The following is a 14337-nucleotide window of genomic DNA, read 5'->3' on the forward strand; positions in this document are numbered from 1 at the left end:
GCCGAGCCACGGCGGATCCGCCGTCCTCAGACCCGCCAACGGCATCGGCGACGAACGGCCGATGCCCCTCCAGGAGGAATGTTCGACCGTGCGTAAAGTTCTCATCGCCAACCGGGGCGAGATCGCCGTCCGGGTGGCACGCGCCTGCCGCGACGCGGGCCTGGGCAGCGTCGCGATCTACGCCGAGCCCGACCTCGACGCGCTGCACGTCAAGGTCGCCGACGAGGCCTACGCCCTGGGCGGGCAGACCCCCGCCGACAGCTACCTGAGCATCGACAAGATCCTGGCCGTCGCGGCCGAGTCCGGCGCGGACGCCGTCCACCCCGGATACGGGTTCCTCGCCGAGAACGCCGACTTCGCCCAGGCGGTCATCGACGCCGGACTGACCTGGATCGGCCCGCCGCCCTCGGCGATCACCGCGCTGGGCGACAAGGTCCAGGCCCGCCACATCGCGCAGAAGGTGGGCGCCCCGCTGGTGGCGGGCACCGCCGACCCGGTGTCGGGCGCCGACGAGGTGGTCGCCTTCGCCGAGCGGCACGGCCTGCCCATCGCGATCAAGGCCGCGTTCGGCGGCGGCGGCCGCGGCCTGAAGGTCGCCCGCTCCCTGGACGAGGTCGCCGACGCCTACGAGTCGGCGGTGCGCGAGGCCGTCACCGCGTTCGGCCGCGGCGAGTGCTTCGTGGAGCGCTACCTCGACCGCCCCCGACACGTGGAGACCCAGTGCCTGGCCGACACCCACGGCAACGTCGTGGTGGTCTCCACCCGCGACTGCTCGCTGCAGCGCCGCCACCAGAAGCTCGTGGAGGAGGCCCCCGCGCCGTTCCTCAGCGCCGAGCAACTGGAACTGCTGTATTCCTCGTCCAAGGCGATCCTGCGCGAGGCCGGCTACGTGGGCGCGGGCACCTGCGAGTTCCTGGTCGGCGCCGACGGCACCGTCTCGTTCCTGGAGGTCAACACCCGGCTCCAGGTGGAGCACCCGGTCACCGAGGAGGTCGCCGGGATCGACCTGGTGCGGGAGATGTTCCGCATCGCCGACGGCGCGGAGCTGGGCTACGACGACCCGGTGCTGCGCGGCCACTCCTTGGAGTTCCGCATCAACGCCGAGGACGCCGGACGCAACTTCATGCCCGCCCCCGGCACCATCACCTCGATGCGGCTGCCCAGCGGCCCGGGCGTGCGCGTGGACACCGGCTGCGAGACCGGCTTCACCGTGCCGCAGGCGTTCGACTCGATGGTGGCCAAGCTCATCGTGACCGGGCGGACCCGCACCGAGGCCCTGGAGCGGTCCCGACGCGCCCTCGCCGAGTTCGAGGTGGGCGGCATGCCCACCGTCATCCCGTTCCACCGGGCGGTGGTCGAGCACCCGGCGTTCGCCCCGGCCGACCCCGAGCAGCCGTTCAGCGTGCACACCCGGTGGATCGAGACCGAGTTCGACGGCGCCATCGAGCCGTTCGCGGGCGAGGTTGAGCAGGCCGAGGCCGCCGAGCGGGAGAAGGTCACCGTCGAGGTCGGCGGCAGGCGGGTCGAGGTCGTCCTGCCCGCCGGACTGGGCGCGGACCCGGCGGCGGCCCCGGCCGCGAAGAAGTCCGGCAAGCGCGGCGGCTCCCGGAAGAAGTCCGCGGCGGCGGTCAGCGGTGACGCCCTGGTCAGCCCGATGCAGGGCACCGTCGTCAAGGTTGTGGCCGCCGACGGCCAGGAGGTCGCCGAGGGCGACACCGTCGTCGTCATCGAGGCCATGAAGATGGAGCAGCCGCTCACCGCGCACAAGGCGGGCACCGTCACCGGCCTGTCGGTGGGCGCGGGCGAGACCGTCGGCAACGGCGCGGTGATCTGCGAGATCAAGGGTTCCTAGGGCGCGGCGCCGGAAGCGGTGCGACGTACTGGCCGGAGCGGGCCGTCCACTCGGGGCGGCCCGCCCCGCCGCGTTCCCGGGCAACCGGTCCGCACCCCGGGAGGAGCAACCGCAGCTCCGGGAGAATTCTCCCTGACCAGCACATCTAGGCTGTCCCCATGCTCTTCTGGCGTTGCCTGGCCGTGGGGGCGACCCTCCTCGCGGCCCTCTCCCCTCCCTCCGCCTCCGCGGCGGAGCGGCCCGCCAGCTACGCGGCCCACGTGGCCGCACAGCTCGCCGAGGACCCGGTCTACGTCAGCGACCACTACGCGGGCGCCCTGGACCCGGCGAAGACCCGCGCCCACATCCGCGACTCGGTCTCCCGCCTCGACCACCCCGTCTACGTGGTGGTGCTGCCCACCGTGGTGGGAGGCGACGTGCTGGACGAGGGCTTCCTCGCCGCCGTCCACGACCGACTCGGGGAGGACGGGGTGTACCTGCTCGCGGAGCACCGGGGCCCCGGTGTCACCGCGGCCGCCTACGGGGTCGACGCGCCCGCCGCGGACGCCGTCTTCGACTCCATCGACGCCGCGGGGCAGGACCGGATGCGCCGGGACCTCGGCACGCGGCTCGCCGCGACCGGGGAGCGGCTGGCCACGCTCACCGTGCCCGACTCCGAGGCGGCGCGGACCGCCCTCCAGCAGGCCCTGGACGCGCACCTGGCCGCGGGAAAGGTCCTGCTCGACCTGTGCGACGCCCACGCCGACCAGGCGGTCGCCGAGCGGTCGAAGCCCCGCCCGGTGCGGCACTGCTTCTTCGACCCGCTGCACGGCACCCGCACCTCCGCCACGCCGTGGCGCGGGCTCGGCACCCGCCGCAGGGCCACCCTGTGGGCCTGCGGCGACTGCGCCACCGCGCTCCGGAAGCACCGGCAGCCGAGGCGCTGGGCGCCGTCCTCGACGACGGGCGCCGGGTCCCCTACTACGATCTTCCGCCCGAGCTCAGTGTGTGGGCCGCCACGGGGTATGGGGCCCTCCGCGACGACCTGGTGGCCCGGGTGCTGCGCGGGGATCCCGACGCGGCGCGGTGACCCGTGGGGGCGGGGAGCATCAGAAAGCGTGGACGACGAGGAGCCACAGGGCGTAGCCGACCCCGGCCAGGCTGAGGGCCCCGAAGCCCAGTTCGACCACGTGCAGCAGCTTCATCAGCCTGTTCTCCCTGGCCTCCTCCGCGGCCAGGAGCGCTGGACGCTCCGACTCCAGTCGGTCGATCTCCTGGTTCACCCCGTCCATTTCTGTCAGGACCCGGGCACGCGCGGCCTCGTCCCCGCGCTCCACGGCGGCGGCCCCTTCCGCGAGCAGCGCCTCCTTTCTCTCCAGGAGGTCGATGAGCGCGTACGACTCGCGCAGTTCGACGCGGTTGCTCGCCACCACTTTGTCGCTGCCATTGGTTACCTGCGTCAACCCGTCGTAGACGCGGACGGCGGTCCACGCCGCTCCGAGCAGGATCACGGTGAAGACGATCACCCACATGCCGGTTTCTCCTCTGCCGTCGAGGACGACGGTGTCCTGTCGCCCGTCATGTCCTGCCACGTCCCCTCTGCTGCGGCTGCTGCGACCGCGTCTGCTGCGCCGGTCTCACGGGCTGCCGGGAATCGGGGCTCCGGTTACCGAGGGGGAGCTGGAGTTGGCCGGGGATGTCCGTGCTCCCCGCCGCCGGCAGTGCTCCCGTGGACGATTCCCCTGTCCGACCGGATGCCGGGGACTCACTATCGGTAATCCCCTCCGTCTCCTTTCTGATCCCCTCGATACGTCCTTTCAGCCCCTCGATGATCTCGCTCCCGTCCGTCATGAACTGGCTCGATTTCAGGTTCTTGAACTCGGCAAGGCTGCGCTCCAGCTTCCCCACCAGTTCCGGATCGAGTCCGTCCACGTCGACGAGGTTGTCGTTCTCGTCGAGCCGACCGGCCTCGCGAAGGAGTCCCAAAACCTCTTCGATCGCGCGGCGCTGCATATCGGCGAGACCATACAACACCTTTGAGTTTTCGAGTGACACCGTCCCCTGAAACAGATGCACTTTTCTCTCCTCAGCAACCTCCTCAACCTCGGAACCGAAACCATTGATTTCCCTACTCACGGATTCTGTTTCAGACTTAACAGCCCGGGACTGGTTCCCGATATCCTTCTCCCTGGAACTGGGCTCTTCTGTCAGGGATCTGCCCGCCTCGTTAATTCTGGTGACCAAGCTATTCGTTATTCTATCTGCCTCCTGTATCAATTTCTCCGCCTCCTCCACCCACTCCTGGTTCACTCTCTTGATATTGAACCAGGTCAGGACTCCCGCGAGGCCGGTCGAAACAGCGAAGGCCGCACCACCCCATCCCGTGAAACGGAGAGGTAGGACTGCAAAGTATTCAGTACAACATCCAAGAGGGCCCCTCAACGCAAGCCGTGAACCGTTTCATTCAGCACCGGCGGTCATCGCGATCCCGATACCAAGACACACGAGGACCAGCAGGTCCGAGAACGCAAGGTGGGAGAACACCCCGGCTTTCTCCGTCTCCCCTCGGGGGATGGCCCTACGTCCCCCGAGGACGACACGGGAGAGTACGGTTCGCGCGTCCGCCAGCCTGGAGGATCTTTCCTGAGCGCCTTCACGCACGGCTCGCCCCTGTCGGAGGTCATCCTCCTTCCCCTCCATCTCCAGTCGGACCCGGTACACGTTCAGTCCAGCGTCCGTGACGATATCTGACACGTCGAACGGTGAACCGGGCTTCCAGGGATCCCAGTAGATCCCCGACCGGTAGAGGAGAAAACGGAGCACGAAGTGCACGAGGAAGGCTCCTGAGACCAGGAGAGCTACCGAGTAGATTTCAACCACCCCAGACCGAAGGAGAATCCGGACGCCAGCACTGCTCCACCTCCTGTCACCGCCTCCGCCCCTGGCCCTGCTGCGATTCTCGGGCCCGCGGAGAACTCCTGGAACCTCCGGTCCTGCGCCCTGCCCCCCGGAGGAAGGACTTCAAGGCAGTGGAGACCGGGATCTTCGTTTCGTCCCCCTTCACCTTCTTCTTCCCGTCCTCCTGTCGCTTTTCCATGATCTCCCGCACCTTCGGGTCCGCGTCTCTGACCTTTTCGACAATGACCGCTATCGCCTTGAATGCGCTCTCGAGGCTCCGAAACCTCGATTCTAGGGCGGAGGCCTCCTTGGAGAGCCGACCAGCCCTCTCCTTGCTCTTCGCGTACTGCTCGATATTGTTATCGAGTTCCGCCTTCCGGCTTTTCAGCTCCGCCAACGACTCTTTGAGGTCCTGAAGCCTGCTGTTCAGTCTCTCGATCCGCCTGCTCTCCAAGGAGAGGAGCACATGGAATTCTTTTTTCAAATCTTTTGGAATGAATGAGTACGGACTGACGCCCCCCTTTCTTAAGTCCTTTTTAGTGAGGGGCCTAGGAAGTTTTCCAGAAATCCCCGGAAGGGAGGTGACTTTTTTCTTCTTCCAAGGGAGAAGCAGGCTCCTCCGCTCGATTTTTTCCCCGTTCTGAGGTATTTTCTCAGTTTGTTGACCCGCTTCTTGATGTGGACCTTCCAGCCCGCTGTGGCCACCGCCATAGCGACCACGCTTCCGGAGAGGTTCAGGGCGTTGAGCAGAGGTCCGATGGGGGGCATCCTCAGTCCTTCCGGCCGTTCGGTACCGAAATCCGCCGACGCGTGGGGCCACCGCGTATCCCGAGCCGTCCGCCGTCGGGGGAAAGAGCGGCCTCCTCCACGGGAAGCGACCGGGGGGAAGTGCGCCGACTCCCTACTGACGCGGGCATGCTCCCAAGAGGCTCCGCCCTACCGACCCGAGTCGCCACCGGCACCCCCGAACCGGAAAACGCCCCGTACTCGGCGGCCGCACGACACCGGTGGTACCACGCACCTCCGCCCAGTATGAATGAAACGCCACCGTTTCACCCTTCGCTTTCCCGTCCAAGCACGTGTCCCGGGCACCACGCCAAATCCGGTACCCCGACCTCGGCGTTTTTGTGGAATCCCACTCCCGGCACCGCCGGAGGACCAGGCCCATATTAGTGACGCTTCGACCACATCGTGAATAAACCTGGCGAATCTGGTTCCGTCCATTCCTGCTCGCGGTCCGGTCCGGCCACGCGGGCGTCCCACCCGGCCGGGCCGTGAGCGGGGAACCAGACCCCCGGTGTTCCTGGAGCGTGCGGGGCGCACCGCACCGGCCCCGCTCCTGTACGGCGCCGCCACGCACCCGCAGACACCGTCCTCGACGACGGGAACCGGATTCCCCGCCACAACCTTCCGCCCGAACGCGGTGTGCGGGCCGCCACGGGGTAGGGAACCCTCCGCGACGACCTGGTGGCACGGATACTGCGCGGGGACCCCGACGCGGCGCGGTGACGCCGCTCACCCACCGCGGTACGGTCGGCCACGACCCGCCCGTACGGGAACCGATCCCCCCGCCCCGTTCGTCTACACAGGTGAGAGAGGCGAGAGGAACGGATATGCTGCGCCGATTGGCAATCACAGTGCTCGCCGCGACGGCCACCGTCGTCGTGGCCGCCGCGCCCGCGAGCGCGGAACCCAGTGCGGACGAGGTAGCCGACGCGCTGAACAGCTCCAACGTCTACGTCGACCCCGACGCGACCGACGTCTCCCCCAGTGACGCGGACCTCATGAGCCAGGCCGCGGAGAACGTCGACACACCCGTCTACTTCGTTGTGGTCCCCGAGGGGGAGTTCTCCTCGCAGGCCGAACTCGGCTCGTTCATGGCCGACGTGCAGCAGGATGTCGGCGACGGCTCCTACCTGGTCTTCGTCGGCGACACCACCGCGGCCGACTCCACCGTGCTCTCCCCCTCCGACGTGGCGGCGGCCGAGCAGGCCGCCCAGCGCATGAGCACCGTGCCCGACGCGGCCGTCGCCTTCGCCAACGAGGCCGAGTCCCAGGCCGACTCCGCGGCGGCCTCCGGAGTGTTCGGCATGGTCCTGCTGGGCCTGCTCGTCGCCGCGGTCCTCGGCGGCGGCTTCTTCCTCTACCGCTCGAAGAAGCAGCGCGAGGCCAGGGAGGCCCGGGAGCTGGAGGAGGTCAAGAAGGCGGTCAACGAGGACGTCGTCCGGCTCGGCGAGGACATCGCGCGTCTGGACCTCGACCTGGGCAAGGCCGACGAGGCCACCCGCACCGACTACACACACGCGATGGACTCCTACGACCGGGCCAAGACCGAACTGGAGACCATCCGGCGGGCCGACCAGATCCAGCGGGTCACCAACGCGCTGGAGGACGGCCGCTACCACATGATCGCGACCCGTGCGCGGCTGGCGGGCGACCCGGTGCCGGAGCGCCGCGCCCCCTGCTTCTTCAACCCGCAGCACGGTCCGTCCGTCCGGGACGTCGACTGGGCTCCTCCGGGCGGTTCGGTCCGGTCGGTCCCGGTCTGCCGCATGTGTGCCAGTGACGTCCTGTCCGGTGCCCACCCCGACGTGCGCATGGTCGAGACCGGCGGACGCCGGGTGCCCTACTACGACGCCGGTCCCGCCTACGCCCCCTACGCGGGCGGCTACTTCGGCATGGACATGATGATGGGCATGTTCACCGGCATGATGATCGGCAACATGATGGGCTCGATGATGGGCGCCGGAATGATGGGTGCCGGAATGGCGGGCGACTACGGCGGCGACGCGGGCGGCGGTGACGGCTTCGGCGGCTTCGGAGGCGACGGAGGCGGCTTCGGCGACTTCGGCGGCGGCGGGTTCGACGGAGGCGACTTCGGCGGATTCGGCGACTTCTGAGGTCCCCGGACGCGACAGGCAGCACGAGAGGGGGGTTCCGGCCGCGGCCGGAACCCCCCTCTGCTTCGTGTGCCGGGCATGCCGGACTACTCGGGCGAGCCCTGCATGAGGGAGCGGGCCGCCTCGGTGACGCTGCCCGACAGCGACGGGTAGACCGCGAAGGTGTGCGCGACATCGTCGACGGTGAGCCGCTGCTGCACCGCCAGGGAGACACCCAGGATCAGTTCGCTGGCGCGCGGCCCGACGATGACGCCGCCCAGCACGATGCCGGTGTGCTGGCGGCAGATCAGCTTGACGAAGCCGTCGCGGGTGCTGTGCATCTTGGCGCGCGGATTGGTGTCCAGCGGCAGCTTCACGATCCGGCCGTCGACCCGGCCGGACACCACGTCGTCCTCGGTGACACCGACCGCCGCCAGTTCGGGGTGGGTGAACACGGTGGAGGCGACGGTGGACAGCTTCAGCGGGGCGACCGCCTCGCCGAGAGCGTGCCACATCGCGATGCGGCCCTGCATGGCCGCCACCGAGGCGAGCATGTTGACGCCGGTGCAGTCCCCGGCCGCGTACACCCCGGGAGTGGAGGTCCGCGACACCCGGTCCACCTGGACGAACCCGCGCCCGTCCAACCGCACCCCGGCCTCCTCCAGGCCGAGGTTGGCGGTGTTGGGGATCATGCCGACCGTCATGAGGCAGTGGCTGCCCTCGACCTCGCGGCCGTCGGCGAGCTTCACGAGCACGCCGCCGTCGGTGCGGGTCACCGACTCGGCCCGGGAGTTGCCCAGCACCGTCATGCCGCGGCGGGCGAAGACCTCCTCGAGCACGTGGGCGGCGTCGGCGTCCTGGGTGGGCATGACGCGGTCGCGGGAGGAGACCAGGGTCACGTCGGAGCCGAGCGCCTGGTAGGCGTTGGCGAACTCGGCGCCGGTCACGCCCGAGCCGACCACGACGAGCCTCTCCGGAAGCTCGTTGAGGTCGTACAGATGCCGCCAGGTGAGGATGCGCTCGCCGTCGGGGCGGGCGGTGGGCAGTTCGCGCGGGTGCGCCCCGGTGGCGACGAGCACCACGTCGGCGCGGATGCGCTGGTCGCCGACGGCGACGATGTGCGGGTCGACCAGCCGGGCCTCACCGGTGACGATCTCGACGCCCTCGGTCCGCAGCCGGGTGGCGGTGTCGACGGACTGGGCCTGCGCCAGCCGCTTGACCCGGGCGTTGACGGTTTTGAGCTCGACCCGGACGAGGTCCTTGTCCTCTGGTTCGTTGCCGACGATGATGCCCAGGTTCGCGGCCTCCTTGACGTAGGAGGTGCGCACCGAGGTGGCGATCAGTGTTTTGGAGGGCACGCAGTCGGTGAGCACGCACGCGCCGCCGATGCCGTCCCGCTCCACGACCGTGACATCGGCGCCCAGTTGGGCAGCGACGAGGGCCGCTTCGTATCCTCCGGGTCCACCTCCGATGATGACGACCTTCGTCACGTTCCATCCACTCCTTCGTCCTTCGGCCGCGAGGTCCGCTGTGGTGGACACACCCCGGCCGGGTGGGCCGCGGGCGCCGGTGTTGCCTACTGTTCGGTGTCTCCATTGTCGCGCATACCGGAGGGCGGCGGTTTGGGCGGCGCGGGAGCCGCGGAGGCCGTAGCATGGCCCGCGTGCCCCTATACGCCGCATACGCCAACAATCTCGATCCGGACCAGATGGCCGAGTGCGCGCCGCACTCACCGCTGTGGAACACCGGTTGGCTGCAGGGCTGGCGGCTGACCTTCGGCGGTGGCAGCGCCCAGGGCGACGGCGCGCTGGCCACCGTGGTGGAGGATCCCGAATCCAGTGTGTTCGTGGCCCTCTACGACGTGGCCGACTGGGACCTGCCGACCCTGGACGGCTGGGAGGGCGGTGACATCGGCGTCTACTCCCGGATCAAGGTCCGGGTCACCACCCTGCTGGACGGGGAGGTCACCGCGTGGACCCACGTCCTCAACGACTACGAGGGCGGACTGCCCACCGCGCGGTACCTGGAGATGCTCGCCTCCGCGGCGGAGAAGGCCGGAGCCCCCGCCGACTACGTGGTCGACCTGCGTTCCCGCCCCTGCGATCCGGGGTGATCCGCACCGGGCCGAAGGGAGCTCCCCCGGAGGAGAGGCCCGCGTCCGGCGCGCAAGCGCGCGGACGCGGGCCTCTCCTCCGACAGGCGTGGGGCCCGAACCCGCCGTACCGGCACCGGACGCGGCGTGGCGAACACCATCCCAGGGGCCTGGGACGGACCGCGCCGGTGCCGTCGCTGACGGTTCGTGACGCTGTGCACGCCCGGCGCTGATCCGCGCGATCCGCGCCGGGCCGTGCTCACCGCTTTCGGGTGACCCGCGTTTCACCCGGGGGCGTCGGGCCGTGGTCCGCGCTCCACAACCCGTTTCCCTTTAGGCATGCCTAACCTAATCTGTGGGGCGGGTCGGGGTCAAGGAGACAGAGGTCATATCAGCAGCAGCGCTCCCGCGAACAGCACCACCGGAACGGCCAGCGCCGCCACCGCGTCGGGGGCCCACACCACCGTCGGCCCCGCGGCGCCCTCCCGCGCCCCGCCCGCGGAGCGCGCCCTGCGCCGCTCCGCCTCGCCGCGCAGGATCCAGGCCACCCGCTCCGTGGGGCGCATCTCGCGCGGATCGTCCCGGTCCTCCCCGAACCCGCCGGCCCGCCGCAGGTTCTCCCGCACCTCGGACCGCTTGCCCTCCCGCAGCGGCCAGGACCGAAACACCTGGTCACCGGCGTGCACCCGCAGCACGTCGGTCACATCGGCCCAGGTGAAAGCGGTCCAGGGCACGAAGACCTCGCGCAGCGGGTTGACCAGACGCACCCCCTCCTCGGTCGCCACGACCTTGGGGCGCACCGCCAGCACGTACGCGGCTCCCACCGTGATCAGCAGCACCGCGCCGGAGACCACGGCCCGCATGTCGGTGCCCCGCACCACCAGGTCGACGAGCAGCAGCACCGAGACCGCCATCCAGGCCCACCCCATGACGTGGGAGACGGGTCGCCGGAAGGTCGTCACCGCACGGCCCACTTGAGCTGGGCGAACCCGGGCTTGATCCGGCCGTTGATGAGCGCCAGCCTCTCGTCGAACGGCAGGAAAGCCGATTTCATCGCGTTCACGGTGAACCACTCCAGATCGTCCCAGTCGTAGCCGAACGCGTCCACCAGCGCGGCCAACTCGTCAGACAGCGTAACGCCACCCAACAACCGGTTGTCGGTGTTGACCGTCACCCGGAACCGCAGCCGGCGCAGCAGTCCGATCGGGTGCGTCGCGATGGAGTCGGCCGCCCCCGTCTGCACGTTCGAACTGGGGCACATCTCCAGCGGGATGCGCTTGTCCCGCACGTAGGCGGCGAGCCTTCCCAGCCTCGCCCCGTCCGCGTCCCGTGCGTCGTCCACCGTGATGTCGTCCACGATGCGCACGCCGTGGCCGAGCCGGTCCGCGCCGCACCACTGCAGCGCCTCCCAGATCGACGGCAGGCCGAACGCCTCCCCCGCGTGAATCGTGAAGTGCGCGTTCTCCCGCCGCAGGTACTCGAAGGCGTCCAGGTGCCGGGTCGGCGGATACCCCGCCTCGGCTCCGGCGATGTCGAAGCCGACCACTCCCTCGTCCCGGTAGCGCACGGCGAGTTCGGCGATCTCCCGGGACCGCGCCGCGTGCCGCATCGCGGTCAGCAGCGTGCCCACCCGGATCGGCGTGCCGCGTTCGGCGGCCCGGCGGCATCCCGCCGCGAAACCGGCCTGGACCGCCTCGACGACCTCCTCCAGGCGCAGCCCCTCCGTCAGGTGCTGCTCCGGGGCGTAGCGGACCTCCGCGTAGACGACGCCGTCGGCGGCCAGGTCCTCGGCGCACTCGGCGGCGACCCGCTCCAGCGCCCCACGGGTCTGCATGACCCCGACCGTGTGCCGGAACGTCTCCAGGTAGCGGTCGAGCGAACCGGAGTCGGCCGCGGAGGTGAACCAGGCGCCCAACGTCGCCGGGTCGGCGGCGGGCAGCCCGGTGTAGCCGACGGTGTCGGCGAGTTCGATGATCGTCTCCGGCCGCAGCCCGCCGTCGAGGTGGTCGTGCAGCAGTACCTTCGGCGCGCGGCGGATCTGCTCCGGGGTCGGTTTACGGCTCATGCAGCCAGCATGCCACCCGGCCCCGCCCGCCGACGCGCGGGCGCGGTGAGGCGCCGCCGCTCAGACCGACTCCTCCACCTGACCGTCGAGGCCGGGACGGCGGTCCACCCGCAGCGAGGCCAGCGCGGCGGCGGCCAGGAGCCGCACGCCCACGCCGATCGCGCTCTCGTCGACGTCGAAGGTGCCGCGGTGCAGGTCGAGCATGGGCCGGTCGGCCCCGGAGGACCAGTGCGTGCCCAGACGCGCGTACGCGCCCGGAGTGCTCTCCAGGTACCAGGCGAAGTCCTCGCCGCCGAGGCTCTGCGGGGTGGCCGCCACCGCCTGCGCCCCCAGCACCTGGACGCAGGCCTCCCGGAGGATCTCGACGCTTCCCGGTTCGTTCACGGTCGGCGGCACGCCCCGGCGGTAGTTCAGCTCGGCCCGCACCCCGTAGGCCGCGGCGACCGACTCCATCAACTCCTTGACCAGGTCGGGAGCGGAGTGCCAGGCCTCGTCGTCCAGGCAGCGCACCGTCCCCTCCAGGACCCCGTCGTCGGGGATGGCGTTGGGGGCCGACCCCGCGCTGATCCGCCCCCACACCAGGCTGAGCCCGGCGCGCGGGTCCACCCGCCGCGACAGCGCGGCGGGCAGCTCGGTGACGATCTTGCCCAGCGCGTACACCAGGTCGGCGGTCAGGTGCGGACGGGCGGTGTGGCCTCCGGGCCCCGACAGACGCACCAGTAGCTGGTCGCAGGCCGCGGTGATCGGCCCGGACCGCAGCCCCACCTGCCCCACGGGCAGCCGCGGGTCGCAGTGCAGGGCGAAGATGCGGTCCACGCCGTCGACCCCGCCCGCGTTGATGACCTCGCGCGCCCCGCCCGGCATCTCCTCGGCGGGCTGGAAGACCAGCCGGACCCGACCGGGCAGCGCGCCGGCCCGTTCCTGCTGGGCCAGGAACAGGCCCACGGCCAGCACGACGGTGGTGTGCACGTCGTGCCCGCAGGCGTGCGCGACGCCCGGCACCGTGGAGCAGTAGGGAACGTTCTTCTCGTCGTTGAGGGGCAGCGCGTCGATGTCGGCGCGCAACGCCACCACGGGGCCGTCGCCCGCGCCGATGTCGCAGATCAGCCCGGTTCCCTGGGGCAGACGCAGCGGTTTGAGTCCGGCTTCGGTCAGCCGCTCCTCGACGCGCTGCGTCGTCCGGTGCTCGGCGAAGGCGAGTTCGGGGTGCCGGTGAAGGTCACGGCGGAACTCGATGAACTCCCGCTCCCGGCGCGCCAGGAATACGGCCAACTGCTCCCGCAGGTCACGCCCCTGCATGCGAGGGACCCCCATTTCTCGACGGATCTGTTCGACCATGGTCCGCTCCGACCGCGGGCGCTCCGGCCCGGAACTCCACGGCCAGCGCGTCGACCACGTCGTTGAGTGTGCCTCCCTGCCTGACGATGGCCCGCTGCCGCTCGTAGGAGGCTCCGTGGTGGAGGATCTCGGCGACGACGTCGAGGTCCTCCGCGCAGCCGAGGCGCTCCGCCACCGGCCGCAGTTCGTGCAGCAGTTCGTACAGGTCGTCGCGCAGGGAGACGGTGCTCCCGCGCTCATCGGTGATGATGTGGGTGTCCAGCCCGTAGCGGGTGGCCCGCCACTTGTTGTCGCTGACCACCCAGCTCGACGGGCTCGGCAGCCGGTAGCCCCGGTCGAGTTGCTGCTCGAACAGTTGCACCAGGCTCTGCGACAGCGCCGCGGCCATCCCGACCTCGCGCACGGTGGGAATCCCGTCGAACATCCGGATCTCGACCGTGCCGAACTCCGGGTGCGGGCGGATGTCCCACCACACCTCCTTGATGCTGGAGATGGTGCCCGCGCGCAGCAGGGTGTCCATGTACTCCTCGAAGGCGCCCCAGTGCGCCAGCCGCGGGGGCGGCCCCGACGTGGGCAGCGCACCGAAGACGATGGAGCGGCTGGAGGCCAGGCCCGTGTCGTGGCCGCTCCAGAAGGGGCTGGAGGCGGTCAGCGCGAGGAAGTGCGGCAGGTAGTTGGAGAGCGCGTTCACGATCGGGATGACCTTGTCCTGGTCGGTCACCCCGACGTGGACGTGGACGCCGAAGGTGAGGATGCGCCGCGCCAGCCACTGCATCTGCTCGACGAGTTCGCCGTAGCGCTGCAGCGGCGCGAACGCCTGGTCGCGCCAGTCGTCCAGCGGGTGGGTGCCCGCGCAGGCCAGATCCATCGACCGCCGGTCCGCGGCCTCGGCGAGCCGCGCGACGGTGCCGGAGAGGTCCTCCCGCGCCTCCTCCACGGTCTCGCAGATGCCCGTGACCACCTCGACCGTGCTCTGCATGAGCTCGTGCCGCAGCGGGGGGTTGTCCCCGGTCTCGCTCAGGTCGGGCAGCTCCCCGAGCACCTGCTGCGCCTCCTGGCGCAGGTGCCGGCTGTCCCGGTCCACCAGTTGCAGTTCCCACTCAACCCCGAGGGTGGCCCGCTTCGAGGAGTTGAATTGGATGGTCATGTCCGCCCTCCGCGCTCTCCGACCGGGGAGCGCCCCGGCCGCCGCGCACGCCGGACACCGGGACCGGTGTCGTGGGTGCACCGCATG

General features: G+C 70.3%; 15 protein-coding genes. 4 read left to right on the forward strand and 11 right to left on the reverse strand.

What is annotated here, in order from left to right; translation table 11 throughout:
* The first annotated feature begins 88 nt into the window (after positions 1–88).
* Entirely contained in the window at positions 89–1852 is a 1764-nt protein-coding gene (locus tag NI17_RS15765; protein ID WP_068693293.1) for an acetyl/propionyl/methylcrotonyl-CoA carboxylase subunit alpha, read from the forward strand.
* A gap of 517 nt (positions 1853–2369) precedes the next feature.
* On the opposite strand, the gene NI17_RS15770 is transcribed toward NI17_RS15765, so the two are convergent.
* Entirely contained in the window at positions 2370–2702 is a 333-nt protein-coding gene (locus tag NI17_RS15770) for a hypothetical protein (protein ID WP_147416904.1), read from the reverse strand.
* 18 nt (positions 2703–2720) lie between these two features.
* On the opposite strand from NI17_RS15770, the gene NI17_RS15775 reads away from it, so the two are divergent.
* Positions 2721–2921, forward strand: a complete 201-nt coding sequence (locus tag NI17_RS15775; protein WP_068693249.1) for a hypothetical protein — start codon at positions 2721–2723, stop codon at positions 2919–2921.
* Between the two features lie 19 nt (positions 2922–2940).
* Here the strand turns inward: NI17_RS15775 and NI17_RS15780 are convergent, their stop codons facing one another.
* From NI17_RS15780 to NI17_RS15800, 5 genes are all read right to left on the reverse strand, one after another.
* The gene (locus NI17_RS15780; protein WP_157129783.1) at positions 2941–3423 is read right to left on the reverse strand and encodes a hypothetical protein; all 483 of its coding nucleotides are present in this window, start codon (positions 3421–3423) and stop codon (positions 2941–2943) included.
* Complete coding sequence (locus NI17_RS15785; RefSeq protein ID WP_147416905.1) at positions 3410–4141, reverse strand: hypothetical protein; 732 nt, start codon at positions 4139–4141, stop codon at positions 3410–3412. The genes NI17_RS15780 and NI17_RS15785 overlap by 14 nt, the downstream gene beginning before the upstream one ends.
* Before the next feature lie 150 nt (positions 4142–4291).
* On the reverse strand, positions 4292–4663 hold the full coding sequence (locus NI17_RS15790) for a hypothetical protein (protein WP_068693255.1): 372 nt from the start codon (positions 4661–4663) through the stop codon (positions 4292–4294).
* A 94-nt stretch (positions 4664–4757) separates the two neighbouring features.
* Positions 4758–5195, reverse strand: coding sequence for a serine--tRNA ligase (locus NI17_RS15795; RefSeq protein WP_068693256.1), 438 nt, complete (start codon positions 5193–5195; stop codon positions 4758–4760).
* 59 nt (positions 5196–5254) lie between these two features.
* Entirely contained in the window at positions 5255–5497 is a 243-nt protein-coding gene (locus NI17_RS15800) for a hypothetical protein (RefSeq protein ID WP_147416907.1), read from the reverse strand.
* Between the two features lie 845 nt (positions 5498–6342).
* Between NI17_RS15800 and NI17_RS15805 the strand changes: the two genes are divergently transcribed.
* Positions 6343–7629: a chemotaxis protein CheA gene (locus NI17_RS15805; RefSeq protein ID WP_068693258.1), complete on the forward strand. Its 1287-nt coding sequence runs from the start codon at positions 6343–6345 to the stop codon at positions 7627–7629.
* Positions 7630–7715: 86 nt separating this feature from the next.
* On the opposite strand, the gene NI17_RS15810 is transcribed toward NI17_RS15805, so the two are convergent.
* On the reverse strand, positions 7716–9098 hold the full coding sequence (locus NI17_RS15810; protein ID WP_068693261.1) for an NAD(P)H-quinone dehydrogenase: 1383 nt from the start codon (positions 9096–9098) through the stop codon (positions 7716–7718).
* A 173-nt stretch (positions 9099–9271) separates the two neighbouring features.
* Here NI17_RS15810 and NI17_RS15815 point away from each other — a divergent pair, with 173 nt between their 5' ends.
* Complete coding sequence (locus NI17_RS15815; RefSeq protein WP_068693295.1) at positions 9272–9721, forward strand: gamma-glutamylcyclotransferase family protein; 450 nt, start codon at positions 9272–9274, stop codon at positions 9719–9721.
* 365 nt (positions 9722–10086) lie between these two features.
* On the opposite strand, the gene NI17_RS15820 is transcribed toward NI17_RS15815, so the two are convergent.
* The 4 genes from NI17_RS15820 to NI17_RS15835 are packed head-to-tail and all read right to left on the reverse strand — an operon-like array spanning position 10087 to position 14250.
* Positions 10087–10662 carry a PH domain-containing protein gene (locus NI17_RS15820; protein ID WP_234402097.1) on the reverse strand — a complete coding sequence of 192 codons (576 nt, stop codon included), beginning with the start codon at positions 10660–10662 and terminating at the stop codon, positions 10087–10089.
* A complete protein-coding gene (locus NI17_RS15825) occupies positions 10659–11765 on the reverse strand; it encodes an adenosine deaminase (protein WP_068693263.1) in 1107 nt (368 codons plus the stop codon). The genes NI17_RS15820 and NI17_RS15825 overlap by 4 nt, the downstream gene beginning before the upstream one ends.
* A 60-nt stretch (positions 11766–11825) precedes the next feature.
* Complete coding sequence (locus NI17_RS15830; RefSeq protein ID WP_068693265.1) at positions 11826–13064, reverse strand: M20 family metallopeptidase; 1239 nt, start codon at positions 13062–13064, stop codon at positions 11826–11828.
* Positions 13051–14250 (reverse strand): glutamate--cysteine ligase, encoded by a 1200-nt coding sequence (locus NI17_RS15835; RefSeq protein WP_068693267.1) that lies wholly within the window; start codon positions 14248–14250, stop codon positions 13051–13053. Before NI17_RS15835 ends, NI17_RS15830 begins: the two co-directional genes overlap by 14 nt.
* Positions 14251–14337: the final 87 nt, after the last annotated feature.

Origin of the sequence: Thermobifida halotolerans (assembly GCF_003574835.2) — a bacterium.
Classification (GTDB): domain Bacteria; phylum Actinomycetota; class Actinomycetes; order Streptosporangiales; family Streptosporangiaceae; genus Thermobifida; species Thermobifida halotolerans.

What these genes read in the sequence shown, in the direction of transcription:
- NI17_RS15800 (WP_147416907.1), bottom strand. Translation starts at nt 5,497, where the DNA reads ATGCCCCCCATCGGACCTCTGCTCAACGCCCTGAACCTCTCCGGAAGC.
- NI17_RS15805 (WP_068693258.1), top strand. Translation starts at nt 6,343, where the DNA reads ATGCTGCGCCGATTGGCAATCACAGTGCTCGCCGCGACGGCCACCGTC.
- NI17_RS15825 (WP_068693263.1), bottom strand. Translation starts at nt 11,765, where the DNA reads ATGAGCCGTAAACCGACCCCGGAGCAGATCCGCCGCGCGCCGAAGGTA.
- NI17_RS15830 (WP_068693265.1), bottom strand. Translation starts at nt 13,064, where the DNA reads ATGCAGGGGCGTGACCTGCGGGAGCAGTTGGCCGTATTCCTGGCGCGC.
- NI17_RS15835 (WP_068693267.1), bottom strand. Translation starts at nt 14,250, where the DNA reads ATGACCATCCAATTCAACTCCTCGAAGCGGGCCACCCTCGGGGTTGAG.